24 protein-coding genes and 1 tRNA gene are annotated in these 26435 nt (G+C 53.7%); 22 read left to right on the forward strand and 3 right to left on the reverse strand.

The genetic code is table 11. The features are described from left to right. Window positions 1-38: 38 nt before the first annotated feature. The 9 genes from J4864_RS01140 (at window position 39) to J4864_RS01180 (ending at window position 9054) form a co-directional block, all read left to right on the forward strand. Window positions 39-1496, forward strand: coding sequence for a hypothetical protein (locus J4864_RS01140; protein WP_211814306.1), 1458 nt, complete (start codon window positions 39-41; stop codon window positions 1494-1496). Window positions 1497-1890: 394 nt separating this feature from the next. After that, window positions 1891-2943, forward strand: coding sequence for a dual-specificity RNA methyltransferase RlmN (gene rlmN / locus J4864_RS01145; RefSeq protein ID WP_211814307.1), 1053 nt, complete (start codon window positions 1891-1893; stop codon window positions 2941-2943). An 83-nt stretch (window positions 2944-3026) separates the two neighbouring features. Beyond that, window positions 3027-4160 (forward strand): PdxA family dehydrogenase, encoded by a 1134-nt coding sequence (locus tag J4864_RS01150; RefSeq protein ID WP_211814308.1) that lies wholly within the window; start codon window positions 3027-3029, stop codon window positions 4158-4160. Window positions 4161-4361: 201 nt separating this feature from the next. Beyond that, the gene (locus J4864_RS01155) at window positions 4362-5363 is read left to right on the forward strand and encodes a lysylphosphatidylglycerol synthase transmembrane domain-containing protein (RefSeq protein WP_007368323.1); all 1002 of its coding nucleotides are present in this window, start codon (window positions 4362-4364) and stop codon (window positions 5361-5363) included. A gap of 478 nt (window positions 5364-5841) precedes the next feature. Then, window positions 5842-7083: a sigma-54 interaction domain-containing protein gene (locus tag J4864_RS01160; protein WP_211814309.1), complete on the forward strand. Its 1242-nt coding sequence runs from the start codon at window positions 5842-5844 to the stop codon at window positions 7081-7083. Between the two features lie 53 nt (window positions 7084-7136). Then, entirely contained in the window at window positions 7137-7661 is a 525-nt protein-coding gene (gene lptE / locus J4864_RS01165) for an LPS assembly lipoprotein LptE (protein WP_211814596.1), read from the forward strand. A gap of 46 nt (window positions 7662-7707) precedes the next feature. Further along, a complete protein-coding gene (locus tag J4864_RS01170; RefSeq protein ID WP_211814310.1) occupies window positions 7708-8472 on the forward strand; it encodes a DUF8458 domain-containing protein in 765 nt (254 codons plus the stop codon). Between the two features lie 9 nt (window positions 8473-8481). Continuing rightward, window positions 8482-8868, forward strand: coding sequence for a preprotein translocase subunit SecG (secG, locus tag J4864_RS01175; protein WP_211814311.1), 387 nt, complete (start codon window positions 8482-8484; stop codon window positions 8866-8868). 110 nt (window positions 8869-8978) lie between these two features. Then, a tRNA-His gene (locus J4864_RS01180) sits at window positions 8979-9054 on the forward strand. A gap of 257 nt (window positions 9055-9311) precedes the next feature. Here the strand turns inward: J4864_RS01180 and J4864_RS01185 are convergent. From J4864_RS01185 to J4864_RS01195, 3 genes are read right to left on the reverse strand one after another with little or no spacing between them, the layout of a single operon-like run. Then, complete coding sequence (locus J4864_RS01185; RefSeq protein ID WP_211814312.1) at window positions 9312-9752, reverse strand: hypothetical protein; 441 nt, start codon at window positions 9750-9752, stop codon at window positions 9312-9314. Further along, window positions 9749-10666, reverse strand: a complete 918-nt coding sequence (locus J4864_RS01190; RefSeq protein ID WP_211814313.1) for a KilA-N domain-containing protein — start codon at window positions 10664-10666, stop codon at window positions 9749-9751. Before J4864_RS01190 ends, J4864_RS01185 begins: the two co-directional genes overlap by 4 nt. A gap of 6 nt (window positions 10667-10672) precedes the next feature. Next, window positions 10673-10915: a helix-turn-helix domain-containing protein gene (locus J4864_RS01195; protein WP_211814314.1), complete on the reverse strand. Its 243-nt coding sequence runs from the start codon at window positions 10913-10915 to the stop codon at window positions 10673-10675. A 298-nt stretch (window positions 10916-11213) separates the two neighbouring features. Between J4864_RS01195 and J4864_RS01200 the strand changes: the two genes are divergently transcribed. The 13 genes from J4864_RS01200 (at window position 11214) to J4864_RS01260 (ending at window position 26067) form a co-directional block, all read left to right on the forward strand. Continuing rightward, on the forward strand, window positions 11214-11393 hold the full coding sequence (locus J4864_RS01200; RefSeq protein WP_211814315.1) for a hypothetical protein: 180 nt from the start codon (window positions 11214-11216) through the stop codon (window positions 11391-11393). A 464-nt stretch (window positions 11394-11857) separates the two neighbouring features. Continuing rightward, window positions 11858-12853, forward strand: a complete 996-nt coding sequence (locus J4864_RS01205) for an AAA family ATPase (RefSeq protein WP_007368333.1) — start codon at window positions 11858-11860, stop codon at window positions 12851-12853. Window positions 12854-12910: 57 nt separating this feature from the next. Beyond that, a complete protein-coding gene (locus tag J4864_RS01210) occupies window positions 12911-13783 on the forward strand; it encodes a DUF58 domain-containing protein (protein ID WP_211814316.1) in 873 nt (290 codons plus the stop codon). Further along, window positions 13780-14832 carry a BatD family protein gene (locus J4864_RS01215; protein WP_211814317.1) on the forward strand — a complete coding sequence of 351 codons (1053 nt, stop codon included), beginning with the start codon at window positions 13780-13782 and terminating at the stop codon, window positions 14830-14832. Before J4864_RS01210 ends, J4864_RS01215 begins: the two co-directional genes overlap by 4 nt. A 21-nt stretch (window positions 14833-14853) precedes the next feature. Beyond that, window positions 14854-15810: a vWA domain-containing protein gene (locus tag J4864_RS01220; protein WP_211814318.1), complete on the forward strand. Its 957-nt coding sequence runs from the start codon at window positions 14854-14856 to the stop codon at window positions 15808-15810. Window positions 15811-15872: 62 nt separating this feature from the next. Next, the gene (locus J4864_RS01225; RefSeq protein WP_007368337.1) at window positions 15873-16865 is read left to right on the forward strand and encodes a VWA domain-containing protein; all 993 of its coding nucleotides are present in this window, start codon (window positions 15873-15875) and stop codon (window positions 16863-16865) included. A 6-nt stretch (window positions 16866-16871) separates the two neighbouring features. Further along, window positions 16872-17555, forward strand: a complete 684-nt coding sequence (locus J4864_RS01230; RefSeq protein WP_007368338.1) for a tetratricopeptide repeat protein — start codon at window positions 16872-16874, stop codon at window positions 17553-17555. Window positions 17556-17565: 10 nt separating this feature from the next. Then, window positions 17566-20124, forward strand: a complete 2559-nt coding sequence (locus tag J4864_RS01235) for a BatD family protein (protein WP_007368339.1) — start codon at window positions 17566-17568, stop codon at window positions 20122-20124. A gap of 27 nt (window positions 20125-20151) precedes the next feature. Then, on the forward strand, window positions 20152-20847 hold the full coding sequence (locus tag J4864_RS01240) for a phosphatase PAP2 family protein (protein ID WP_007368340.1): 696 nt from the start codon (window positions 20152-20154) through the stop codon (window positions 20845-20847). A 10-nt stretch (window positions 20848-20857) separates the two neighbouring features. Further along, entirely contained in the window at window positions 20858-22129 is a 1272-nt protein-coding gene (locus tag J4864_RS01245) for an S-adenosylmethionine:tRNA ribosyltransferase-isomerase (protein WP_007368341.1), read from the forward strand. A gap of 213 nt (window positions 22130-22342) precedes the next feature. Next, a complete protein-coding gene (locus tag J4864_RS01250) occupies window positions 22343-23563 on the forward strand; it encodes a DUF2027 domain-containing protein (RefSeq protein ID WP_211814319.1) in 1221 nt (406 codons plus the stop codon). 12 nt (window positions 23564-23575) lie between these two features. Further along, entirely contained in the window at window positions 23576-25546 is a 1971-nt protein-coding gene (locus tag J4864_RS01255; protein ID WP_007368343.1) for an NAD(+) synthase, read from the forward strand. Beyond that, entirely contained in the window at window positions 25543-26067 is a 525-nt protein-coding gene (locus J4864_RS01260) for a hypothetical protein (protein ID WP_007368344.1), read from the forward strand. The genes J4864_RS01255 and J4864_RS01260 overlap by 4 nt, the downstream gene beginning before the upstream one ends. Window positions 26068-26435 lie beyond the last annotated feature (368 nt).

Genomic DNA, 26435 nt, shown 5'->3' on the forward strand with positions numbered 1-26435 from the left:
TCATGAATCTCCGCCTATAACAATTTATAAAGGAAAAGATGCCAAAAAAGAAGAAAGCAGGAAAAGGTCAGCAGCAGTTCCTCTCGCCCGAGAAATATCTCCGGACGAAAGCCAGAATGCTGCAGAAAGGACAGTGCTACCGTTCTTCCAGTCTGTTTGAGGCGGGAGAAGGATATGTCATCGTCACAAGGAAGCATATGGGAGGAAAGATCAGTTTTGCAGCTTATCTTATAGATACTTATTGTGTCGGAGTGAAAGGGTCTTTTTACAGGCTGAGGGTTGAAGAGGATGAGTTTGAGGACTTCCTGGACCGTGCTTCAGAGGGAGATGGCCTCATAGAATGCAGCTATGAAGAAGCGCACAACATTGTCTACGGTGCTGTCGAGTTTGCCGGTGAGGCTGATATAGAACCCGACAAGAGCTTTGCACTCTCGAGGTATATGCTGGAAGAAGACACGGAAGATGTTCCGCTCATCGAGTACCGGTTCGGCAAAGACGGCAGGCATTTCCTCGTTGCCTCCAGCGGGTTTGAAGCCAGCAGGTATCTGCCGAAGCTGAAGAAAACTTACGGAACAGATTTCAAGTATATTACGCCTTGTACAAACTTCGGTGTAGGCGACAGCGACTATAAGAAAAGCCCGACCTACGGTCTTGAGACAAAATATACTTATACGCCCCCGCGATACGCCGAAGCCTGGAATGTGCATAACAGATGGCTTGTCGAGGAACTGAGCAAGCCGGAGAATTCCATGTGGTTGGAAGACAGATTGATTGACCGTATTCTCGCCTTGCCAGAGGAGGAACTCCGTGCTGATTTAGAAGCCATCATCCGTTATGTCATGACGATAACAAGTGAAGGCAAGATACCGGAAGGTTTTGATGACGGGAGGTATAACGGAATACTCGCCTCTGCCATCATCCTGTTAGGTGAGGTGGGCAACAATGAGAGCAGTCTCGACCTGATGCTGGAATGCTGCAGGCAGTCGGAAGGTTTCTATGACTATCATTTCGGTGACTGTGCCAATGAAATCATAGTCCCGACATTGTATAAACTGGTGACACCGGACAAGTTCGCCAAGCTGCTTGAGTTCATGAAAGAGCCCGGGCTTTATTCCATGTTCAAGTGTTGCGTGAGTTGTACGATGGCACTGCTCGCCCGTAGGAGACCCGAGCAGCGACAAGCCTGTCTGGAATGGTTCGGCAGTCTTGTCACCTTTGCAACGGAAACACTTCCCAAGGTGCAGTATATTGATGGCAGTCTGGCAGGATTTATAACCGCGGATGTCGTCAGTCTGCATACGGAAGCATTGCTGCCTGGGTTAAAGGCGATGTATGCTACAGGGTGTGTAGACCAGAAGATCTGTGGAGGGATTGACGAGGTGGAATACCTCATCCTCCATAAAAAGGATAAGGATGAATTTATGTCTTCCCGTTTTGAGATCCATGAACGCTTTGCCGACATGAAAGCCCGATCCGGGAACACATTATGTTTTTGACACAGAGAAGGGAAGCCGGCTGGGTTTCCCTTTTTTCAGGCTGATACTAAAGATTTTCCTCCAAAAGGAAGTCCCTTTCCTCATCCGACTTGCTTGTCATCCGTGCATTTTATCTGGTTTGCAGCACTTCGCTTTTCAGGCGGGCAGCTTCGCTTTCTTCTTGAAAGAGCATGACAGGACGGGTGCGACTGAAAGGGAAAGCAGATTGTGCCGTATAAAAGCAAAGGCACAAAGAGTTGACAATGTTCACATGGACAGAAGTCCGATGACAAAAGTTCAATGTGGATTTTCAGGGTCTGCCTTTCATGATTCTGGTCTTCATAAAAAGAAAGCAAAGCACGTATATTAGCATTTTTTTCGTTATCTTTGCAGCAGCAAAACATTGGGAACAAGCATGGAAACTGCAAAAAAGAATCTGTTGGGAATGACACTCGGCGAATTGAAAGAGGTCGCAAAGTCGCTCGGCATGCCGGCTTTCACCGGCGGACAGATAGCCAAATGGCTCTATACGCAGCACGTCAGGTCCATTGACGAGATGACGAATATTTCAAAGGCGAACCGTGAGAAGCTGGCGGCAGCGTATGCTGTCGGCTGCAAAGACCCGATCGATGCGCAGTATTCCAAGGACGGTACCGTCAAATACCTTTTCCCAACGGAGAGCGGGAAGTTCGTCGAGACGGTGTATATCCCCGAAGACGACCGTGCCACCCTGTGTGTTTCCTCACAGGTGGGATGCAAGATGAACTGCCTCTTCTGCCAGACGGGGAAACAGGGCTTTGAGGGCAGCCTTACGGCAACGGACATCCTCAATCAGGTTTATTCGCTCCCTGAACGCGACAAGCTGACGAACATCGTCTTCATGGGACAGGGTGAACCGATGGATAACCTGGACAATGTATTGCGTGCGACGGAGATACTGACCGCCGGTTTCGGTTATGGATGGTCTCCGAAGCGTATCACGGTGAGCAGCGTGGGAGTTAAAGGAAAGCTGAAACGGTTTCTCGAGGAGAGCGACTGCCATGTAGCCATCAGCATGCACTCACCGCTCCATGAACAGCGTTCAGAACTGATGCCGGCAGAAAGGGGGATGTCTATCGAGAGCATCGTCGGTCTGCTGGCCAATTATGATTTCTCCCACCAGCGGCGCCTGTCGTTTGAATACATTGTCTTCAAGGGCGTTAACGACTCGGAAGCCCATGCAAAGGCCATCGTGCGCCTGCTCAAAGGACTGGACTGCCGCATCAACCTCATCCGGTTTCATCCGATTCCCAATACTCCATTGCAGGGCGTTGACGACCGGAAAATGGAGGTATTTCGGAACTATCTGACACAGCATGGCGTCTTTACGACTATCCGTGCCAGCCGGGGGCAGGACATCTTTGCGGCCTGCGGTCTGCTTTCTACGGCAAAGGAGAAAGAAGAACGGAAGGGAAACGTAAAAGAGTAAAAAGGGTGAAAAGGTGAAAAGGCAAGACTGTAAACTTTGAAGCGTAAGTAGGAAAAGAACATAACCATACAAGATATAGAGATATGAACGAAAATAAAAAAGTCCGTGTAGCCATAACGCACGGAGATACGAACGGCATCGGCTATGAGTTGATATTCAAGACCTTCGCCGAACCGGAGATGCTGGAACTCTGCACCCCCATCGTCTACGGTTCGCCGAAGGTCGCCGCTTATCACCGAAATGCGCTGGGGATAGAGGCCAATTTCACCATTATCAAGGATGCGAAGGAAGCACAGGAGGGACGGCTCAACCTGCTTCCTGTGTTCGACGACGAGATCAAGGTGGAACTGGGCATTGCCTCTGAAGAGTCGGGAGCAGCCGGCCTCCGTGCTGTCGACCGGGCTTTGGACGACTACCGGCAGGGCTTGTTTGATGTGCTGGTGACCGCTCCCATCGACAACAACGAGCAGTTCCACTTCAGCGGGCAGAGCCGGTATATCGAGGATCATCTTGAGACGGACGGGCAGGGCTTGTCCGTCCTCGTCGACGACGGGCTGCGTGTAGCACTCGCCACCCGTAATCTCCCGTTGCGGCAGGTGGCGGAGTCGATCACCAAGGAGCGTATCGTCAGCAATGCCACCACACTCTTCCTGAGCCTGCGCCGCGACTTCCGCCTATCCAATCCGCGCATTGCCGTACTCGGCCTGAATCCCAAGGCTGGCGACAACGGACTGCTGGGCTCTGAGGAACAGGAACTTATTTCGCCGGCAATCGCCGAGCTTGTCGAAAAAGGCATCCAGGCTTTCGGACCTTATCCGGCAGACACGTTCTTCGGCTGCAGCCACGCCGAACAGTTCGACGGCATTCTCGCCATGTATTATGAACAGGGACTGTCCCCCTTCCGTACGCTCTCCGCATGCCGGGGCATCAACTATACGGCAGGACTGCCCCTTGTCCGCACTTCAGCAGAAATACCCGACAGTCTTCCGCTGGCAGGCAAGGGCGTTGCCGACGAGCTTCCCTTCCGCCATGCCGTCTACCTCGCCATTGACATCTTCCGCAACCGTGCCGAATACGATGAGCCCATGGGGAATCCGCTGCCGAGGCTTTACAAGGAGAAGCGGGATGAGAGCGACAAGGTGCGTTTCGCCATCCCGCGCAAACGTGATGACCGCACACCGCACAGTACACACCGCAATCCGAAGGAGGCGCACTGATACCGGATGCCCAGGAAGTGATGGAGTCCGTGGGCTGCAGCGGCATCTTGACTGAAGGCACGGCTTCGGGCAGGCCGGCTCTCCCGGCGTTGTGCAGGCAGAGAGACCATGCCGCCGGGGGCTCCGAGGTCTTTCTTCTGTGCCAGGACGGATGTCCGCCCCCGTGAGCGTCTTGCTTGATTTCTTCGTCAGGAACTGTTTATGGAAAAGAAGTATCAGAACATCTTCTTCGTCTTCGGCCTGGTCGTCCTTGTCATCATGGTGACACAGCTCGACTTCGCCGATGTGTGGCACAATCTGCAGCATGCCGGCTACTGGTTTCTTGCTGTGGTTGTCCTGTGGGCGTTGCTGTACCTCTTCAATACGTCGGCCTGGCTGACGATCATCCGCAGTCAGACCGTCGACCCGGCGGAACGGCGACGCGTTTCGTTCCTTTGGCTTTACAAGGTTACGGTGTCAGGGTTCGCACTCAATTATGCGACGCCGGGCGGACTGATGGGCGGCGAGCCTTACCGTATCATGGAGCTGACGCCGAAAATCGGGGCAGAGCGTGCTACGTCATCCGTCGTTCTCTATGCCATGACCCACATCTTCAGTCATTTCTGGTTCTGGCTTCTCTCCCTGTTCCTGTATCTCTTCACACAGCCTGTCAGTCTCTTCATGGGTGCGATGCTCACGCTGGCCGGCGTGTTCTGCGTGTCTGCCATCTGGTTCTTTCTCACGGGCTACAGGAAAGGGCTGGCGGTACGTGTGATGAATCTTGTACGTCATCTTCCTTTCATAAAGAGGTGGGCGGGGCCGTTTGTCGCGGGTCACAAGGACGAGCTTGACAAGATAGACAGGCAGATCGCCTCGCTCCACAACCAGAATCCCCGCACGTTCCTTACCGTCGTGTTGCTCGAACTCTCCTGCCGGATCTGCAGTGCATTGGAGATTTTCTTCATCCTTCTGGTTCTACTTCCGTCTGTCAATTACCTTGACTGTATTCTCATCCTTGCTTTCACATCCCTTTTTGCCAATATGCTCTTCTTCATGCCCCTGCAGTTGGGTGGCCGTGAGGGAGGCTTCCTCATGTCGGTCACCGGTCTGGGACTTTCCGCCAGTGCCGGCGTCTTCGTAGCCCTTCTTGTCCGCATCCGTGAACTCATCTGGACGGCTGTCGGTCTGCTGCTGATCAAGCTGGAGCGGAACAGGTCCTTTTAAGCCGGGTTCTTGTTCGCCGGCAGCTTCCGGTGCCGTCTTCTGCTGTGCAGGTGCGTACGGGACGGCCGCTGTCCTTTTTCCTCTTGAAGCGCATGGGACGAGGCAGCCGTCAGGAGTCTCCGTTCCTGTGTATGGGACTGGTGTTCCCAACCGGCTGGGAATCCTGTTCCCAAGGTCTGGGAGTCCTGTTCCCAGTGCCTGGGAATCCGGTTCCCGACCCTCCGGCCGTGGCGGCCGGTGCGGTTTCATGTTCCGGGTAGACCGCTTTCGTCTTGTTTTCAAACTTGGCTGGCGGGTCGGGGACTTGTGTTCAAATATTGTTGACCGTATGTAGCTGGACGACCCGGGTTGACCGCTTTCCGACTTACGGTAAAACCTGCCCGGCAGGTTCAAGTAGGGCAGGAGAATCGGGGGAAAGTTGTTAAAGTCTGCCAAAATTGCAGTTATGTCAAATATAATAGGTAATTTTGTCAGTTAAATGAATACAACAGAACTGCAACGAACCAAACAGCGATATAATATTGTCGGCAACAGCGACGGACTGAACCACGCCCTGGATGTCGCCTTGCAGGTGGCGCCCACGGATCTGTCCGTGTTGATCATCGGCGAAAGCGGTGCAGGCAAGGAGATTATCCCCCGTGTCATCCATGACAATTCTCCCCGTCGCCGCGAGAAGTATTTTGCCGTCAACTGCGGCTCCATCCCGGAGGGGACCATCGACAGCGAACTCTTCGGGCACGAGAAAGGCTCCTTCACGGGTGCCATCGGAGAGAGCGAAGGCTACTTCGGCATTGCCAACAAGGGAACAATCTTCCTCGACGAGGTGGGCGAACTGCCCCTGGCGACGCAGGCCCGGCTGCTCCGTGTGCTGGAGACCGGCGAGTATATCCGTGTGGGCGGTCAGGAGATCCGCAAGACGGATGTGCGCATCGTGGCCGCCACCAACGTCAACATGCGCAAGGCCGTCAGTGAGGGGAAGTTCCGTGAGGATCTGTTCTACCGTCTGAATACGATTCCCATCCAGATGCCGCCGCTCCGTGACCGGGGCGAGGACATCATCCTGCTTTTCCGTCTTTTCGCCATGCAGATGGCGGAGAAGTACCGTCTGCCGAAGATTACGCTTACCGGCGAGGCACGCCAGATCATGCTGCAGTACAAGTGGCCGGGCAACGTCCGCCAGCTGAAGAACATCACGGAACAGATGTCCGTCCTCAGTGAGAAGCGGGAGATCGACGCCGAGACATTGCTCCACTTCATCCCGCGCGACCAGGACAGCACGGAGCTGTCCACGGTGCAGCCTGCCGGTACGCATACCTACGAGAGCGAGCGTGAAATCCTCTACAAGATCCTTTATGAGCTGAGAGGGAACGTGAGCGACCTGCGGCGCGACCTCAACAATGTGCGCAAGCAGCTCGAAGAGAGCCGGCAGCTCAATGGGGCGCGCGGATTCCGGTCCGCTCCGCCGACAGTCTCCAATCTCCCCGCCACGGCGGACAAGCCGACCCTCAATCCGCCGGCCGCTATCGGACAGGTAGAGGATGCCGAGGCAGAGGAAATTTCCGAACCGGAGACCTTGAACCTGAACGATATGGGACGGCAGCTGGTGGAGAAGGCTCTGGAACGCAACAACGGCAACCGGAAGAAGGCGGCACAGGAACTCGGCATCAGCGACCGTACGCTCTACCGGCGCATCAGGCAGTACGGATTAGACAAAGATTAAAACGAAGGACTATGAGAGGATTTCCGTATGCCCGCAACATGAAGAGGGCGGGGATGAGGCACGCTGCGGTCCGCCCGCTGGCCCGGGGACTGGCAGCCGTCTGTCTGCTGCTGCTGACCGCCTGCGGCGTATCTTACAAATTCAATGGTGCAAGCATCGACTACAATAAGGTACACACGATACAGATTGCCGATTTCCCTATCCGTTCCACTTATGTATGGGGACCGATGGGGCTGATGTTCAACAACCAGCTGAAGGATGTCTTCGCCAACCACACCCGCCTGCAGCAGGTGAAGCGCAATGGAGACATGAAGATCGAGGGGGAGATCACGCAGTATCAGCAGCGGAACAAGAGCGTGTCGAGTGAAGGGTATTCGGCCCAGACGGAACTCTCCATCACGGTCAATGTGCGTTTTACGAACAACACGAATCACAACGAAGACTTCGAGCGGCAGTTTACGGCGACGGCAAGCTATGAGACGAGCCGGAGCCTGAACTCAGTGCAGGAGGAACTCGTCACGCAGATGGTGAAAGACCTTACGGACCAGATATTCAATGCAACCGTCGCCAACTGGTAGTTCCCGCCCTGCCCATCCTCGCAGACCATCATCAGCCACCACTTCTATGGATATAGCCTATCTCATTCGTCATCCGGAGAATCTGAACAAGGAGACCCTCTACGGTCTCCGGAGCATGCTTGCGCTCTATCCTTATTACCAGCCGGCGCGCATCCTGCTGCTGCGGAATCTCTTTCTGCTGCACGATTCCACCTTTGATGATGAGCTGCGCCGTGCGGCAGTGTACGTCTCTGACCGGAGTACCCTCTTCCGGCTCGTGGAGGAAGCACATTACCAGCTGGCTCCGCAGCGCACGCAGAAAGGAGCGTCCGGAGGGGAGGAGGCTGTGCAGGACAGCGGGAAGGAAGACCGTACCAGTTCGCTCATCGACAACTTCCTCGAACAGATTCCCGAAGAAGAAAAGGAATCGGGAAAAGGCGGTGCTCCCCGCAGGCCGACTCCTGCCGATGCTACGGTAGACTATGTGGCCTATCTGCTGGAGAGCGAAATCGAGCAGCAGAAAGAGGCGGCCCCCCAGCTGAAAGGGCAGGAACTCATAGACGATTTCATCTTCAACGAGGGCGGGAAGATTACCTTACAGGAAGAGACCGAGTACGAACCCGACGAACCTGACGGGATAGAAGAGGTTGAGAATGAGGATACTGGCTATTTTACGGAGACGCTGGCAAGAATATATATCAAACAAGGCCGTTATGAGAAGGCATTGGAAATAATTAAGCGATTAAATTTGGTTTATCCGAAAAAAAATCGTTACTTTGCAGACCAAATGCGTTTTTTGGAGAAACTGATAATAAACAACAATAAAAAATAAGACAAGAAAATGTACACGTTATTCGTAATCCTTATCGTGATTGCTGCTCTTCTGATGATAGGGGTCGTGCTGATCCAGGAGTCCAAGGGCGGCGGTCTCTCATCGAACTTCTCATCCTCTAATGCCATCATGGGCGTCCGCAAGACCACCGACTTCATTGAGAAGACGACATGGGGTCTGGCCATCGCCATGGTCGTCATCAGTGTAGCCAGTGCTTACGTAGCACCTACCGCAGACACCGATGAGAGCGTGATCGAGAAGGCGGCGACGGAAGGCAGCACGACGAACCCCAACAACCTGCCTAACTTCGGTGCAAGCCAGCAGAAGCAGGCTGCCCCGGCTGCAAAGGGGGGTGCCGCACAGGCTCCTGCTGCTCCTGCCGCACCTGCGAAATAACAGATAAATGCAAAAAAGTACGGGAAATATTTGCTTGAAACAAATAAAACCCGTACCTTTGCACTCGCTAAAATGAAACGGCCTTTGCGGTCGTGGAAAACAGTCAACACGGTGGATGTAGTTCAGTTGGTTAGAGCGTCAGATTGTGGTTCTGAATGTCGTGGGTTCGAGTCCCACCCTCCACCCTCCGAGAAACAGGCGGAAATCCTTTATGCAAAGGGTTTCCGTCTTTTTTGCTGTATAGCCCTGGGATGAGGCCGGGGTGTATGAGGCGGTACATCCGTGCCCGGAAAAATGCCACAAGGATTGAGACGTGCCATTACCCACAAGCTGCAAAAGTAACCTGCGCAAGCGTTATATCTGCAACATGTACCGAATTAATGGTGCTGTATACTACCTGCTCGGACTTTCGGCAAAATGTAGATGAGTAAATGAATAAGGTTTCACTTTTTATGGACTTCTAACACTTTTCCTATATGGTAGGCAATCACCCAAAATGCATACTTATCTGCTCGTATCATTTCAGGGATAAATCTATACCCGTCAATCTCAACGAGAGCCGTATCACGTTCTTTTGCATAGCCTACTGCAAGATATAGTTTCGTGTATGGATACGGCTTGAATGGAAAATGACCGTTATTATAGTCATCTATCCAGTACTTTGATACATTCGGGTCTGTATGCTCTAAATCTCTTACATACCCCTCTGTATCGTTGGTATCTTTAACAGGGTTGCCATTATCGTCCATTACCCGTTGCAAGTATTTATTAGCCGTGATACCCATCTTAATTTCTCTGAACTCTTCTTTTTTCGTACCAGCTATTATTTGGTCGAAATACACCTGTTTGATAGGCAGATATAAAGTGTCATTTGGTAATTTCATTGTTCCATCCCGTTATGTCGATTAACTATGTCATTGCCATTTAAAAGCTTACCTACATTATTTTCTGGGAACTGTTTGCGAAATTGGCTGTCTATTTCTCTTTTTTTGAGAGTTTCTAATTGTTCTTCCGCAATCTTTAGTAAAGCTCTGAATCTTTCAGAACGTGAGATGCCTTTTTTAATAAATTCCGCATTAATAGTTTCCAAATTAGAGAGAACCAACAATTGAGCTACAGATGCTGTTTCTCGAATATTAAATCTTTTCCTTGCTAATTGTGGATTCTTTGATTCCCATTCCTTTGCTGTACAGCCAAACACAACAACATTCAGCATATCTGCCTCTTGAGCATATACCAAAATTTCTTTTGCTTTTTTATATCCAAGATGTTTTAGTTGCATTTGAATGGCATCTGTGTGTATTGCATAGTTTGCCTTTGAAAGAAACCTCTTCGCATGCCATTGCAATAAGGCGGGGTTACTCTCTTCTTCCTTTAGTCGTTGGTAATCCTTGATGAGGTATAACTTAAACATAGGACTAATAGCTGCGCCAAATTCAAATGCAATGTCCTTATGTGCATAAGTTCCCCCATATCTTCCTGACTTGGAATAAATTCCTATAGCACCAGTACTTTCTACCCAATTTGCAACACTCATTGTAAAAGTTGGTAGACCAGCTGATTTTCTAAAGTGGTCAAATTCGACCACTTTAAATTTAGGGTTATAAAGGCTCTCCCATGCCCCAAGAAATTCAATCGTCGCTCTATTGCGTATCCAATTCTTTATTATATCAGCTGCCCTGCCATCATCTTCTGACGCTTTCACCATGTCTGTTAGACAGATGAAATCATCACTATTAATACCCTCTACCACAGAAATTTCGGTGGAGAGAACTGTAAGTTTTCTAATTTTCCCCATACCTTATTACACTTTTTCGAACTTGATTATTTTCCCACAATGGGGGCAAATGATAGTATTGGGTATGTCTTTTTCATCCGCAAAGAACTCTCCTACGCTACAATTAATAGCATTTGCAATGCGTTCCAATGTGCCAACTGTTGGGTTACGGCTCATATTCTGGCTAAGTGTGACCCTTGAAATTCCCATTCTCTTCGCTACATCTTCTATTGTGTAGCCATACCTCTTTATTACTTTTTTTATGTCCATATTATATATTTTGATTATAGACTACCCTGCAAAAGTATAAAGAAGAAATGAATAATGCAAATATTTTGGTGTTCTGTTGATTAAAATCAACGTTTTGTCAATTTACGTAATGTCAGGAGCATAAAGAGCCCTTGTTTACTAACGGTTATCAGGATCATACATATTTTACACGGTTTACTAGTTTTGCATGATCGTAACCATCGCATTTACATTGTGATTAAGAAACAAATAGCAACAACATTTAGAAACACTATGAGAGAGGTAATATTAAGATGAGTGTTACGCTAAGTTAAGCAATGTGCAAAATAAACTATTTGGCTATGACAAAGAGTTTGAAGAAAAGGTCGGGTGTGCCTGTGCAGCATTCAACGAAGCTATCATGCGAATTATGGCAGATAGCATTGATACTACAGGCACAGAAAGCCAATATAAGGTGATTGAACAACAACCGAGTGATCGGTTAACTCACAAAAGATAAAAGATATAGAAGAAAAGAAACCAATATCTTTGCAAAGTATAACCGCCTTAGTGGTATTCAAGTGGTAGAGAAGAAATTTTAAAGGGCATCAACTTCGGGTTCTGAATGTCGTGGGTTCGAGTCCCACCCTCCGAGAAACAGGCGGAAATCCTTTATGCAAAGGGTTTCCGTCTTTTTTTGCTGTATAGCCCTGGGATGAGGCCGGGGTGTATGAGGCGGTACATCCGTGGCCGTATTTTCCGACGGTTCTCACTGACGGTCGGCCGGGAAAATTCTGTACCATGACGTTGGAACATGGAGGGGCGGATTCCCTTGGTCAGGACAACCTGTTTTGTAATCGTTAATCTCCCACACGTCCTATTTTAATATAATTTAGACACTATTATTCGCTCCGTCCGCTTTTATGTTGTACTTTTGCCTCTCATTGAAACAGAAATAAACAGTACCGTATAATTCGTAAGATAATGGCAGAATCCATTGACATCAGAGCGTTGAATGAACGTATTGAACGCCAGAGTTCCTTTGTGACAAACCTTACGACAGGAATGAACCGGGTGATCGTCGGACAGAGGCACCTGGTTGACTCGCTGCTCATCTCACTGCTCAGCGACGGGCATATCCTGCTCGAGGGTGTCCCCGGTCTGGCGAAGACACTTGCCATCAAGACGCTCTCGCAGCTGATCGACGCACACTACAGCCGCATTCAGTTTACACCGGACCTGCTGCCGGCAGACGTCGTCGGCACGCAGATCTATTCGCAGAAGGATGAGTCGTTCCACGTGAAGAAAGGCCCCGTGTTCGCCAACTTCGTCCTTGCCGACGAGATCAACCGTGCCCCCGCCAAGGTCCAGAGCGCATTGCTGGAAGCCATGCAGGAGCACCAGGTGACGATCGGCGACACCACTTTCAACCTGCCGGATCCGTTCCTTGTCATGGCGACACAGAACCCGATCGAACAGGAAGGCACGTACATGCTGCCCGAGGCGCAGGTAGACCGTTTCATGCTGAAGGTCGTCATCGGCTATCCTACACTGGAGGAAGAGAAACTCGTCATCCGTGAGAATCTCCAGGAGGCGATGCCTGAAGTCCTGCCGGTCATCGGTGCGGATGAGATCCTTGCGGCGCGCAGGGTGGTGAAAGACGTATATATCGACGACAAGATCATGCAGTATATCGCCGACATCGTCTTCGCCACACGCTACCCTGAACGCTATCAGCTGCCGGAACTGACGCAGATGATTACTTTCGGCGGGAGTCCCCGTGCCAGCATCAACCTTGCCAAGGCAAGCCGTGCCTACGCTTTCATCAAGCATCGCGGCTATGTCGTTCCGGAAGACGTGCGCGCCGTCGCACACGACGTTCTCCGTCACAGAATCGGACTGTCATACGAGGCGGAGGCCGCCGATCTTACGACCGAGAAGATCATCAGTGAGGTTATCAACAAGGTGCAGGTGCCGTAGTCTCCGACCGGAGAAAGAGAACGTCAGGCATGTAAAAAGAGGTTATCATCATTGTATATGGATACGACTGAATTGCTGAAAAAGGTCCGTAAGATCGAAATCAAGGCATTGGGACTGAGCCGGAACATCTTTGCGGGGCAGTATCACTCTGCCTTCAAGGGGCGCGGCATGGCCTTCTCGGAGGTGCGCGAGTATCAGTACGGCGATGATGTGCGGGATATTGACTGGAATGTCACGGGGCGTTTCCACCGGCCTTACGTCAAGGTCTTCGAGGAGGAACGGGAGATGACGGTGATGCTGCTGATAGATGTCAGCGGTTCGCTCGACTTCGGTACCACCGGCCAGCTGAAGCGGGAATGTGCCACGGAGATCGCCGCGACGCTGGCTTTCTCGGCCATCCAGAACAACGACAAGATAGGGATTATCTTCTTCTCCGACCATGTCGAGAAGTATATTGCCCCGAAGAAAGGACGGAAGCACATCCTTTATCTTATCCGTGAGATGCTCACCTTCACGCCTGAAAGCAGGAAAACGGATGTCGGCACCGGTCTGGAATGCCTCAACAAGGTGATGAAGCGGCGCTGCACGGCCTTTGTCATCAGCGACTTCTATACCCGAAAGGATTTCAGCCAGGAACTCCGTATAGCCAGCAAGAAGCATGATGTCGTGGCGATTCAGGTGTACGACCCCCGGGCGAAGGAGATGCCTGACGTGGGACTGATGAAGGTCGTGGATGCCGAGACGGGGCATGAGATGTATATTGACACGCATGACATCCGCCTGCGGAGAAAGCACAATGCGTATTGGGAGGAAAGGGAGCAGCGGCTTCATGAGACCTTGTTCCAGAGCCGTGTGGACAGCATGGCCGTGGCGACGGATGATGATTACGTGAAGATGCTGATGACACTGTTTGAAAAGAGAAGCCGATGAGGAAATATATAGTCATAATCAAGTTGCTCGCCCTGACGGCGGTCTGTCAGGCGCAGACCGGTGTCAAGGCAAGTCTCGATACGGTCCGGATACTGATCGGCGGGCAGGCACACCTCGTCATTGAGGCGGATGTACCCCGGGGGGCGAAAGTGTTTTTTCCGAACTACACCCGCACGAAGCCCGTCGCTCCCGGCATAGAGATTCTGAAAAGCGGCAGCAGCACAGCCGAGCGGTCGGGGCGCCAGCTTGTAAGACGTACCTATACGCTGACGGCATGGGAGGCGAAACGATACACGATTCCGGCACAGGAGATTGTCGTGAACGGGAAGGCGGACAGGACCCGGCCCCTTGTACTGGAAGTCCGCACCATTCCTGTTGATACGGTACGGAACACGCCGATGCCGCCCGATGACATCCAGCAGGTTCCTTTCTCATGGGGCGAATGGCTGCCGGTGATGCTGCTGGGCGCATTGGCACTTGTCCTGCTGGGCGTGGCGTTCTGTCTTTACAGGATTCTCCGTAACAGGAAGATCGGTCGGAAACGGCAGAAGCACCAGCGTATATTGTCCCCCTATGAAAAAGCAAGGCTGGAACTGGAGGAGATACGGGCCAGGAAACGTATGTATGCCGAGCAGAAGGCATACTATACGGATGTGACGCTTGCCCTCAGAACCTATCTGGCGCAGCGTTTCGGAATCAATGCGCTGGAAATGACTTCCGGCGATATACTGGAGAGTCTGGACGGGCAGTGCAGCGAGGCGGATGTCGCCGGGTTGCGGGAGGTGTTCGACACGGCCGACCTCGTGAAGTTTGCCAAATACTCGACGGGGGAGAATGACATGGACTTCTATCTGGACAGTGTCGTCCGGTTCATCGAAAGGACAAAGAAGGAAGAGACCCCAGCGGCCGTTACAGGCGCAGACGGCGGGGAGGAGGCAAGGGACAGCCGTTCCCGCAAGGTGCTCAGACTGGCGATAGGACTGCTTATTGCCGCCTCTGTGGCTTTGCTCCTCTACACCGCTTCTGAAGCCTATGCACTACTGATGTGATATTAAAAAGAGAATGTAGAAATGGAATTTGCCAATAGTGGATACCTCCTTTTACTGCTTTTGCTGATACCGTACCTGTTATGGTATTTCCTCCGTGGTAAAGGGAAAGAACCGACGATGCGGCTGAGCGACACTTTCGCTTATCAGCATGCTCCCAGAAGCTGGAGGGTGAGGATGATCCACCTCCCTATGGCGCTGCGGTGCATGGTCTATGCGCTGACCGTCATTGTCCTGGCACGCCCGCAGACCTATGACGCATGGGATGACAAGGAGACGGAAGGCATCGATATTATGCTGACGATGGATGTGTCGGCAAGCATGTTGACGGATGACGTGTACCCGAACCGCATGGCCGTCGCCAAGGAAGTGGCCTCCGAGTTCATCAGCAGCCGTCCCAACGACAACATCGGGCTGACGATTTTCGCCGGTGAGGCGTTTACCCAATGTCCTATGACACTTGACCATGCGGCTCTTCTGAATCTTCTCCATAACGTCCGTCCAGACCTCGTCACAAGCGGTCTGATGAAAGACGGGACCGCCATCGGCATGGGACTGGCAAATGCTGTCAGCCGTCTGCAGGATTCGAAAGCCAAGAGCAAGATCGTCATTCTGCTGACCGACGGCAGCAACAACGTCGGTTCTATATCGCCGATGACCGCCGCCGCCATAGCAAAGAAGTTCGGCATCAGGGTCTACACGATCGGCTTCGGCAGGGAGACGGGAGAAGAGATCGGAGCCATCGACTACAGGGCGCTGCAGAACATCGCCGTATCGACAAACGGCGAGTTCTACCGGGCGCAGAGCCAGGCGGAGCTGTCGAGAATCTATCAGGATATAGACAAACTCGAGAAGACGAAGATGAACATGAAGTCTTACAGCCGCCTGCACGAGGCTTACATACCTTTTGCCTGGCTGGCGCTGATTGTCTTCTGTCTGGAACTGCTGCTCCGGTGGACCGTATTCAGGCGGCTGCCGTGAGGCTCTCTGCCTGTCTGTCCCGAATCGCATTCGTGTACCTGTCTAACAAGATTGATTGAAGCATGTTTAGATTTGACAATCCCATATATCTGTGGCTGTTGCTGCTGGTCCCGTTGTCAGCAGTCATCTACTTGTATTCTGTGCGTAAATACGGGCGGAGAATAAGGAGATTCGGCAACCCGGCACTTATACGCCAGCTTTCTCCGATGAAAAGCCTGAGGAGGATGTGGATCAAATTCATACTGTCCGAAGGGATCCTGCTGCTGCTCGTACTGATTATCGCCCGTCCGCAGATCGGCAGCAAACTCGCCACCAACAAGCATCGGGAAGGGATAGAGACGATCATCGCACTGGACATCAGCAACTCCATGCTTGCCGAAGACGTGGCACCCTCTCGTCTGGAAAAGAGCAAACTGCTGGTGGAGAACCTGATGAGCAGATTCAGCGAAGACAAGATCGGACTGATTGTCTTTGCAGGTGAGGCTTTCGTGCAGCTTCCGATAACAAGCGACTATGTGTCCGCCAAGATGTTCCTGGACAACATCAACCCTTCGTTGATCGGCACACAGGGGACAGACATCGGAAAGGCGCTCCAGCTTGCCGCCAACAGTTTTACGCCGAACTCGAAAGCGGGCAAGGCAATCATCCTGATTACAGACGGTGAAGACAATGAGGGCGGTGCAGAGGCGATGGCGAAACAGGCACGGAGCAAAGGCATCAAGGTCTTCATCCTGGGAATCGGCTCCAGGCAGGGAGCTGTCATCCCGATGCCTGACGGAAGTGAGCTGAAGACATCGGACGGTGAACCCGTGAAGACGCATCTCAATGAAGAGATGTGCAGGCAGATAGCCGCAGCCGGACAGGGGGTATATGTCCATGTAGACAACAGCAACGTGGCGGACGCCGTCCTCGGAAGAGAACTCGGCAAACTGCAGAAAGGGGAGATCAACAACGTGGTTTACAGCGATTTCGACGAGCAGTTCCAGGCTCTGGCGCTCCTTGCCGTCATTCTGCTCATGGTTGATGTTCTGGTACTTGAAAGAAAGAAAAGTTGAAAAGTAATGGCAAGACGACTTTATTTCATAATCTATCTGCTGATGGTACTTGTCTCGGCCAAGGGACAGACTGCCAGCCAGCTTACAAGGGAAGGCAACAGACTTTTCTCCTCGAAGCGCTATGCGCAGGCGGAAGTACTTTACCGGAAGGCTGTCGACAAAGATCCCGGCAATGCAATTGCCGGCTACAATCTGGGCAGAAGCCTGCAGGCGCAGAAGAAGAATGATGAAGCCCGGAAACAGTATGAGAAGGCGGCACGGCTGGAGAAGGATCCCGTCCGTCAGGCGAGCAGCTATAACAATCTCGGAACTGTCTTTCAGGGAGAGAAAGAGTATGCCAAGGCCATAGAAGCCTACAAGAACGCTTTGCGGCGTAATCCTCATCACAGGAATGCGCGTTACAACCTTGAACTGTGTCAACGCCAGCAGCGACGGCAGCAGAAGCAGAAGCAGTCCTCCGGCGGCGGGAAGAACAAATCCGACAAGAAGAAAGACAAGCAGCAGAACAAGAATCAAAAGCAGCAGAACAAGAATCAGAAGAACAACCGCCAGCAGGATGATCAGAGTATGAGCAAGGACAATGCCGAGCAGTTGCTCAATGCTGCCAGACAGCAGGAAAAGGAAACGCAGGAACGGTTGTCCAAGGCAATGCGGCAGCCTTCTGACAGAAAACTCGAAAAGAACTGGTAATATTGAAGATATGAAACGATATATATTTTTGTTTCTCGTATTGTTGAGTGTCTGCACCATGCAGGCGCAGCGTGTACGGGTGACGGCACCCAAACACGTGGCGGTGGGCGAGGAATTTCAGGTTGAATATACCGTATATACGCAGGACATCCATCGGTTCCAGCTGGGGAAGTTGTCGGGCGGCCTTGAGAAAGTTTACGGCCCGGCGACCTCCTCCCAATCCAACTTCCAGTTCATCGACGGCCATGCGAGCAGCTCGTCTTCTGTCTCGTTCACCTATGTCTTCGTGGCGACAAGGAAAGGAATGCTGAGCATCGGGCCTGCCCGCATCAACGTAAACGGACAGGAGCTGGCCTCAACCCCTGTGAGGGTCAGCGCATCCGGCAGTGCGAATGTATCGAGAGCGGCATCCGGCGGCGGCTATTATGACCCGCAGGACGACCCACGGTCGCCGGCCACCACCATCTCGTCCAAAGACCTGTTCATCAAGGTGAGTGCCAACAAGACCACCGTCTACGAGCAGGAACCGGTATTGCTTACCTATAAGGTCTATACGACGAAGAATCTCCGACAGCTGATGGGCAAGATGCCGGACCTGGCCGGCTTCCTCGTACAGGAAGTGGACCTGCCCCAGCAGAAGACCTTTCATCGGGAGCGTGTCGGAAACCGGGTCTATAACTGTGTCACCTGGAGTGAATACGTCATGTATCCGCAGATGACCGGGACTTTGAAGGTCCCTTCCCTGACTTTCCATGGCATCATCCAGGAGTCCAACGGCTTCAATCCGTTTGAAGCATTCGGCATTGACGGCGGGACGACGAACATCAAGAAGAACATCGTCGCCCCGGGACTGTCTGTCAAAGTGCTTCCGTTGCCAGCCCGGCCTGCCGACTTCTCCGGCGGCGTCGGTCATTTCAACCTCTCCGCCCAGCTCAACAAGAAGGAGGTGAAGGCTGGCGACCCGGTGACCATCCGTGTGGTGGTCAGCGGAACGGGCAACCTGAAGCTGATCAGACAGCCGGTTATCCAGCTCCCCAAGGGCTTTGAAGCGTACGATGTCAAGACAACCGACAAGACGCAGCTGACCACAAAAGGGGCGGAGGGCAACATGATTTACGATCAGGTCGTCGTACCCCGTCAGGAAGGAGTCGTCTCCATTCCTCCCGTAAAACTGTGCTACTACGACCTGGCGCAGAAGAGATACGTCACGCTCCAGACCGCTCCCATGGACCTGAAGGTGGCAAGAGGCGACGGTACTGCCAAGGACATCCTGTCTGTCGACCTGCCCAACGAAGACATATTGCCTCTGAAGACAGGCGATAGCTCGCTCGACAAGGTCGGCAACCTCTTCTTCGGTTCGGCAGTCTATTATGTCCTCCTCATCCTGCTGCTGGGCACGGGCGGCATCCTTTCTTTCTGCTACCGTGACCGTTTCGCCCACCGTGTGGACATGGTGCTGAAGCGCGGGAAGAATGCCAACCGCATCGCTTCCGGCCGTCTGCACGAAGCCGAGCTGCTGATGTTGAAGAACAAGAACCTTGAGTTCTACGACGAAGTGCTGCAGACCCTGTGGGGGTATGCCGCCGATAAACTGAACCTGCCGGTTGAACAGCTGTCACGTGACAACATCAGCGGACAGCTCGACAAGATCAGCGTATCGAAGGAGGTCATCGGCAATTACATTGCAGCCATTGACGAATGTGAGTTCGAACGGTATGCTCCAGGCGATGAGAAAGGAAATATGAAACGGACACTTGGCACGGCCATGAAGGCGATCGCCGACATGGAAGAGGCGATCAAAGGAACGAATCCCCCCGCAAGGAAGAAGCATCTCTGCTTCCTTCTTGTCTGTCTGTCGGTCTGCTCCCTGCAGCTCTCTGCACAGACAAAGGCCGATGTCGACAAGATGTATCAGAAAGGCAATTACCAGCAGGCGGTCAGAGGCTATGAGAAGCTGCTGAAGCAAGGTGAATCGGCCGCCCTGTATTACAATCTCGGCAACAGCTATTACCGGCTTGACAACATCCCCCATGCCGTCCTGTCCTATGAGCGGGCACAGCTCCTCGCCCCCAGCGACGAGGATATCCGCTTCAATCTCCAGCTGGCACAGTCGAAGACGATCGACAACCTGACCCCGGAGTCGGAGATGTTCTTCGTCACGTGGTACAAGGCGCTGGTCAATTTCCTGAGCGTGGACTGCTGGGCTTTCCTGAGCCTTGCCTGTCTGTTCCTGTCGCTCGCCGCCCTTGTCGTTTACCTTTTCGTCGAGTCGGATAGCTTCCGCAAGGCGGCAAAGGCGGCGGTGCCCGTCTTCTTCTTCCTGTTCCTGCTGGATACTTTCTTTGCCGTCCAGCAGGTATATCTGCTGGATTCGGACGACCATGGCATCATCATGTCGTCCTCCGCCGTTGTGAGGAAGACCCCCGACCAGCAATCGGCTGAAGCCTTCATCCTGCATGAGGGCTCCAAGGTCAGGATCATCGACCACAGCATGAGCCAGTGGACGGAGATCCAGCTGAGCGACGGCCGGCAGGGATGGGTCAGAACCCGACATATAGAGGCGATTTAACACACATTTCCACAGGAGACCCGGACGATGGATTTAGACGCTCTGCAAGAACTGGACAAAACGGTGCTGCTCGCTTTCAATGGAAGCGGCAACCTCTTCATGGACTATTTTGTGCTCACGCTGACATCCGCCTACACATGGATAGCCTTCTATGTGTCCCTGCTCTATCTGGTCGTCAAGAACAATGAGAACTGGCTCAAGATCGTACTCGTCATCGGCGCGGTAGCATTGGGGCTGATGATCGTCGACGGCGCCAATCTTGCTTTCGTCAAGCCCTTCGTTGCCCGGCTCCGGCCTCTGGAAGCCCCCGGCCTGCAAGGACTTGTCGTTCCGGCGGAGCACTACCGGGCGGAGGGTTACAGTTTCTTCTCCTCCCATGCGGCCAACGCCTTTGTCGTGGCGGTATTCTTCGCCCTGCTGGTACGCGACCGCTTCTTCACCGCCATCCTGGTTGCATGGAGCACCGTCGTCTCGCTCACGCGGCTTTATCTCGGCGTACACTATCCCTCCGATGTCCTCACCGGCATGTTGTCCGGTTCGGCCGTCGCCGTGTTCGTCTACGGTCTGTACCGCCGCCTCTATATCCGGTGCAGCGACAAGCTGCACTATATATCCACCAAGTACACGCGGACAGGTTACAGTTTCGCCGATGTTGACGCCGTCCTCTGCATCCTCCTGCTGACATTCATCTATGCGGCTTTCCGTGCCGTCTTATCCATATAAACAGAAAATCATGGCTGAAGATACAAAGCATATCTGCATTTCCGATTACAGTTATCCGCTTCCCGACAGTCGTATCGCCAAGTTCCCGCTGGCCGAGCGCGACCACAGCAAACTCCTGCTTTACAGGCATGGAGAGGTGTCGGAAGATACATTCTACCGTCTTCCGGAATATCTGCCGGAAGGGGCGCTGATGGTGTTCAACAACACGAAGGTCATCCAGGCGCGCATGCACTTCCGCAAGGAGACGGGGGCCCTCATCGAGGTGTTCCTCATGGAGCCGGCCCGGCCTACCGACTACGAACTGATGTTCCAGACGAACCATGCGTGTGCATGGCTCTGCATGGTCGGCAACCTCAAGAAATGGAAGGAGGGGTCGCTGAAGCGTGTGTTTGAGATCAAGGGACACAGGCTGACGCTCACGGCGGCCATGGACCGCAGCAGGGAACAGGAACTGGCAGGCGGCACCCATCACTGGATCAGCTTCGAGTGGGACAATACGAACGTGTCGTTTGCCGAAATCCTCGAAGCGGTGGGCGAACTGCCCATCCCGCCCTATCTCAACCGCGCCACCGAGGAGAGTGACAAGGAAACTTACCAGACGGTCTACTCCAAGGTCAAAGGCTCTGTGGCCGCACCGACGGCAGGGCTGCATTTCACGGACAAGGTGCTGAAATCCTTGGACGGACACGGAATCGACCGGGAGGAACTGACGCTCCACGTGGGGGCCGGCACTTTCAAGCCGGTGAAGAGCCGTGAGATCGAAGGACACAGCATGCATACAGAGTTTGTCGTCGTCCGCCGGCAGACCTTGGAAAAGCTCCTGAAGCACGGCTGCTGTGCCATTGCCGTAGGGACGACGAGTGTCCGCACGCTGGAAAGCCTCTATTACATGGGTGTCAAGCTCGTGTCAGATCCTGATGCGGCCGAGAAAGATCTCCATGTCGACCAATGGGAACCTTACGACCTGCCGCATAATGCGGAGGGACTGGTGGAAGTGGACGGCAGGGCGGTGACCGTAGAAGATGCCGTCAGGCAGCTGCTCGCCTATCTGGACAGAGACGGCCTGGACGTGCTGCATTCAAGCACACAGATCATCATAGCCCCGGGATATGACTACAAGATTGTGAAGATCCTTGTGACCAATTTCCATCAGCCGCAATCCACGCTGCTGCTCCTGGTCAGTGCCTTCGTGAAAGGCGACTGGCGCAAGATCTACGATTATGCGCTCAGCCACGAATTCCGCTTCCTGAGCTACGGCGACTCGTCCCTGCTGATTCCGTGACACCGCCGGGACGAAGATTCCCAACCGGTCGGGAACACGCGTACCGGACGTTGGGAACGCGGGTACCGGCCGTTGGGAACAATACTCCCGGCCGTGGGTGACAGGGATGCGGACCGGCCGGGCGCAGCCTTCTGGACAGCCGGCTCCGTACCGGCAGGTATGGCTTGCAGAACCGGTCGTACCGCCCATTTAATTTCAAACAACAGTAAAGACATGAAAATAGGAGACAAAGTCAGATTTCTGAGTGATACCGGCGGTGGCGTCATCGCAGGTTTCAAAGGCCGGCTCGTACTGGTCGAAGACGAAGACGGATTCCAGATACCGACACCTGCCAGTGAGGTTGTCGTGGTGGAAGACACCGCAGCCGATCGTGCCAGATTGCGTATCGACCAGCAGCAGCGCAGGATAGAGAAAGGTGAGGACAGACGCAGCATCAGGCAGCGTCTTGCCGCCGCAGACACGGATGAAGAAGGGACGGAAGAGAACTGGCGTGAGGCAGATGCCGATGCGCAGCCTGACGACGCCCCCTCCATCAACTTTGTGGCTCCGGTGAAAGAACGGGCGGGGGGCGACGGACTGTCGGTCTATCTGGCCTTCATGCCTGCTGATGTAAAGAACCTCTCGACCACCCGCTTCCAGTCGTATCTCGTCAACGATTCCAACTATTACATCCACTTCGCCTACGCCGTGAAGGATGAGGAGCAGTGGAACCTCAAGAGGGCAGGCGAACTGGAACCGAACATGAAACTGCTTGTCGAGGACTTTACGCTTGCCGACCTCAACGGCATGCTGCACGGCTGCATCCAGTTCCATGCTTACAAGAAGGACAGGCCCTTCACGCTCAAGCCGGCCTGCGACATCCAGGTAAACATAGATGCAGTGAAGTTCTACAAACTCAACACCTTCCGTGAGAGCGTGTTCTTCGAGCAGCCGGCGCTGGTCTATACGCTGGTAGAGAAAGACAGACCCGGCGGCCATCCGATGCTCGAACCGCTGACAAGCAGGCCGGAGGACGAGGCGGCGGCGAAGCTGAAGGGCGGCAGTCCTGCTCCGAGCCGTATTGCCAGAGAGGCGTTTGAGAAGAAGAAGGGAGAACTTTCCCTGCGTTACGGCGGAGAAGGCAGGAAGCCGGCGAAGCAGGTGCTCAATGCCGACAAGATAGTCATCGACCTCCATGCCGGCCAGTTGCTGGAAACGACGGCGGGCATGTCGGCGGCCGACATTCTGGACTATCAGCTGGAGGTGTTCCGCCGGACCCTTGAGCAGTACAAGTCGCAGCCGGGCATGAAACTCATCTTCATCCACGGGAAAGGGGAAGGCGTATTGCGCCATGCCATCATCCACGAGCTGAACTACAGATACAAGCGTTATCCTTATCAGGACGCATCCTTCCGCGAATACGGCTATGGAGCCACACAGGTAATAATCAGATAAAACAACGGTCTTATGAAGTACGGTCTTATAAAGGTCGCGGCAGCCATTCCCGCAGTGAAGGTCGCCGACACGAAGTTCAATCTCGCCGAGACGGAGAAGCAGATAGCGATCGCCGAAGGGAAAGGCGTGGAGGTCATTGTCTTCCCCGAGCTGTCGCTGACAGGCTATTCCTGTCAGGATCTCTTCCATCAGCAGCTGTTGCTGGACAATGCCGAGCAGGCGGTCCTGTCCCTCCTCGACTTCACCCGGCAGCTGGACATCACTGCCATCGTCGGTGCGCCGGTCGCCGTCGGGCCGTTGCTCCTGAACTGTGCGCTGGTCATCCAGCAGGGCAGGCTGCTGGGCATCGTTGCCAAGACGTTCCTCCCGAATTACAGCGAGTTCTACGAGAAGCGGTGGTTTGCCTCTTCACAGGACCTGCGCCCACAGCGCATCCACTTTGCCGGTCACCGCATCCTCGTCACTCCTGACATGCAGATTTTCCGTACGGCACAGGGGGCGAAGTTCGCCATCGAGATCTGCGAAGACGTGTGGGCGCCGACACCGCCCAGCAATCATCTCGCACTGGCTGGTGCGGAAATCATCTTCAACCTCTCTGCCAGCGACGAGCTCATTGGCAAGCATGCCTACCTGAAGTCGCTCCTTGCCCAGCAGAGTGCGCGTACCATCAGCGGTTACGTTTACAGCAGCTGCGGTTTCGGCGAGAGCACGCAGGATGTCGTCTACGGTGGCAATGCCCTGATCTTCGAGAACGGGTCGCTGCTGGAGCAGTCTGACCGTTTCCGGCTCGATGCACAGCTGATCATCTCCGAGATCGACGTGGAACGGTTGCGCAGCGAACGCCGCACGAACAGTACCTTCGTCAATGCGCAGCGTCCCGTGGCAGCCGGGCTGGCTGGCATCACAGGGCAGGCGGGAGAGCTGGGGATGCGGGTGGACTGTCTGCCGCCGGCCAATCCCATGCGTGAGTTCACGCTCACACGCCGCTTTACGCCCCATCCGTTCATTCCCGGCACGGAGAACATGAAAGACGTCTGCGAGGAGATCTTCAACATCCAGGTCAGCGGACTGGCCAAAAGACTGGTCCATACGAACTGCCGGACGGTCATCATCGGCATCAGCGGCGGTCTGGACTCCACGCTCGCCCTGCTCGTTGCCGTCAGGACTTTCGACAAGCTGGGACTTGACCGCAAGGGAATCGTGGGAGTCACCATGCCGGGATTCGGTACGACCGACCGTACCTATCGCAACGCCATGACGCTCATGGAGAACCTCGGCATCACGATACGTGAAGTCAATATCGCCGCTTCTGTATTGCAGCATTTCAAGGACATCGGACATGATGCTGCCGTGCATGACGTGACGTATGAGAATGCACAGGCCCGTGAGCGTACGCAGATCCTGATGGATCTGAGCAATCAGCTGGGCGGACTTGTCATCGGTACAGGCGACCTCAGCGAACTGGCTTTGGGCTGGTGTACTTACAACGGCGACCACATGAGCATGTATGCCGTGAACGTGAGTGTGCCGAAAACGCTCACACAGTATCTTGTCCGTTACGTGGCGGAGAACAGTGTGGACGAGACTTCCCGAAGGACGCTGAACGATATTGTCGATACGCCGATCTCGCCGGAACTGACACCGGCCGACGACAAAGGCGACATCGCCCAGAAGACGGAAGACCTCGTCGGCCCCTATGAACTGCACGACTTCTTCCTCTACTATGTCCTCCGCTGCGGTTTCCGTCCGTCGAAGATTTACTGGCTGGCGCAGAATACCTTCCAGGGTGTCTATGCCGACGGGGTGATCCTGCATTGGCTGCGCATCTTCTTCCGCCGTTTCTTCTCCCAGCAGTTCAAGCGGTCCTGTCTGCCCGACGGGCCGAAGGTGGGCAGTGTGAGCCTTTCTCCGCGCGGCGACTGGCGGATGCCGTCGGATGCCATGTCGACCGACTGGCTCAATGAGTTGGAAGGACTGTCATGAGACGGCGGCTCCTTTCCTTCGCCCTCTTGCTGATGATTCCTCTGTGCATGCCCGCACAGGGGAACATTCCTTTGCTCCGGATGCCGGTCATCGACCTGCTGCAATACCAGGTGCAGAAAGGAAAGCGGAGCGTCGCACCTTACCTCTTCAGCCAATACGGTCTCCGGCAGATTCAGACGGAACTGGTTGTCAAAGCTGCTGACACACGCCGGCTCTGGGGCTGGCACGTCGCCCCCGACACGGATTTCGCCCCTGCCAGACAACCGCTTTACCGCCTCTTTGCAAAGAAGGATAACAGCAGTCTCGCCGTGATCGACGACAGGACAGGGGCGTTGCAGATCGTCTTCTGGGACAAGGCTTACTATCGTATCTTCACACAGGAGCTGACGGCGCACGGCTATCAGCTCCAGCATGTCCAGCCGGCGCGGAATGTTCTCCGTTTCCAGCGTGAGGGAGTCTCCCTGACGGTGGATATAACCATCTGGTCAGACCTGTATGTCGTTGAACTGCGCAACCGGTAGGTAGCATGTACGGCACGCCATGCCGGGCGTACAGGGGCAAGAAGACCCGAAGCCGCTTATACACCGTCTTTGTATTTTCTCTGTCAGGCGGCACCTGCATATCGGCTAAGGCTCCGCCTTTCTGTCGTTAGGTCTGTTCGTACGCCTTCGGCAGGTTGCCGTGGCAGTCCCGCATGGGTTGACAGGACCGGTAGAAGCCGTCAGGAGAAGACCTGTGTTAAAGGCCGAGGCGAATGAAAGACAGCAGAGAGAAGCGTTCCGCAGGGGGGCTTTTTCCCCGGGATAGATAAGGTAAGGCGACGGATTCCTAAAAAAATGTGTCAGACAGGCAATCTTCAGGACTTGATTGCCTGTCTGACACATTCTTA

Source organism: Prevotella multiformis (assembly GCF_018127985.1).
GTDB lineage: Bacteria > Bacteroidota > Bacteroidia > Bacteroidales > Bacteroidaceae > Prevotella > Prevotella multiformis.

Excerpts from the sequence above, each read along its gene's own strand:
- J4864_RS01255 (WP_007368343.1), top strand. The coding sequence starts at position 23,576 with ATGAAGTACGGTCTTATAAAGGTCGCGGCAGCCATTCCCGCAGTGAAG.
- J4864_RS01155 (WP_007368323.1), top strand. The coding sequence starts at position 4,362 with ATGGAAAAGAAGTATCAGAACATCTTCTTCGTCTTCGGCCTGGTCGTC.
- lptE (WP_211814596.1), top strand. The coding sequence starts at position 7,137 with ATGAGGCACGCTGCGGTCCGCCCGCTGGCCCGGGGACTGGCAGCCGTC.
- J4864_RS01260 (WP_007368344.1), top strand. The coding sequence starts at position 25,543 with ATGAGACGGCGGCTCCTTTCCTTCGCCCTCTTGCTGATGATTCCTCTG.
- J4864_RS01210 (WP_211814316.1), top strand. The coding sequence starts at position 12,911 with ATGGATACGACTGAATTGCTGAAAAAGGTCCGTAAGATCGAAATCAAG.
- J4864_RS01245 (WP_007368341.1), top strand. The coding sequence starts at position 20,858 with ATGGCTGAAGATACAAAGCATATCTGCATTTCCGATTACAGTTATCCG.
- secG (WP_211814311.1), top strand. The coding sequence starts at position 8,482 with ATGTACACGTTATTCGTAATCCTTATCGTGATTGCTGCTCTTCTGATG.
- J4864_RS01195 (WP_211814314.1), bottom strand. The coding sequence starts at position 10,915 with ATGGACATAAAAAAAGTAATAAAGAGGTATGGCTACACAATAGAAGAT.
- J4864_RS01190 (WP_211814313.1), bottom strand. The coding sequence starts at position 10,666 with ATGGGGAAAATTAGAAAACTTACAGTTCTCTCCACCGAAATTTCTGTG.
- J4864_RS01220 (WP_211814318.1), top strand. The coding sequence starts at position 14,854 with ATGGAATTTGCCAATAGTGGATACCTCCTTTTACTGCTTTTGCTGATA.
- J4864_RS01140 (WP_211814306.1), top strand. The coding sequence starts at position 39 with ATGCCAAAAAAGAAGAAAGCAGGAAAAGGTCAGCAGCAGTTCCTCTCG.
- J4864_RS01170 (WP_211814310.1), top strand. The coding sequence starts at position 7,708 with ATGGATATAGCCTATCTCATTCGTCATCCGGAGAATCTGAACAAGGAG.
- J4864_RS01215 (WP_211814317.1), top strand. The coding sequence starts at position 13,780 with ATGAGGAAATATATAGTCATAATCAAGTTGCTCGCCCTGACGGCGGTC.
- J4864_RS01230 (WP_007368338.1), top strand. The coding sequence starts at position 16,872 with ATGGCAAGACGACTTTATTTCATAATCTATCTGCTGATGGTACTTGTC.
- J4864_RS01160 (WP_211814309.1), top strand. The coding sequence starts at position 5,842 with ATGAATACAACAGAACTGCAACGAACCAAACAGCGATATAATATTGTC.
- J4864_RS01225 (WP_007368337.1), top strand. The coding sequence starts at position 15,873 with ATGTTTAGATTTGACAATCCCATATATCTGTGGCTGTTGCTGCTGGTC.
- J4864_RS01150 (WP_211814308.1), top strand. The coding sequence starts at position 3,027 with ATGAACGAAAATAAAAAAGTCCGTGTAGCCATAACGCACGGAGATACG.
- rlmN (WP_211814307.1), top strand. The coding sequence starts at position 1,891 with ATGGAAACTGCAAAAAAGAATCTGTTGGGAATGACACTCGGCGAATTG.
- J4864_RS01185 (WP_211814312.1), bottom strand. The coding sequence starts at position 9,752 with ATGAAATTACCAAATGACACTTTATATCTGCCTATCAAACAGGTGTAT.
- J4864_RS01250 (WP_211814319.1), top strand. The coding sequence starts at position 22,343 with ATGAAAATAGGAGACAAAGTCAGATTTCTGAGTGATACCGGCGGTGGC.
- J4864_RS01240 (WP_007368340.1), top strand. The coding sequence starts at position 20,152 with ATGGATTTAGACGCTCTGCAAGAACTGGACAAAACGGTGCTGCTCGCT.
- J4864_RS01235 (WP_007368339.1), top strand. The coding sequence starts at position 17,566 with ATGAAACGATATATATTTTTGTTTCTCGTATTGTTGAGTGTCTGCACC.
- J4864_RS01205 (WP_007368333.1), top strand. The coding sequence starts at position 11,858 with ATGGCAGAATCCATTGACATCAGAGCGTTGAATGAACGTATTGAACGC.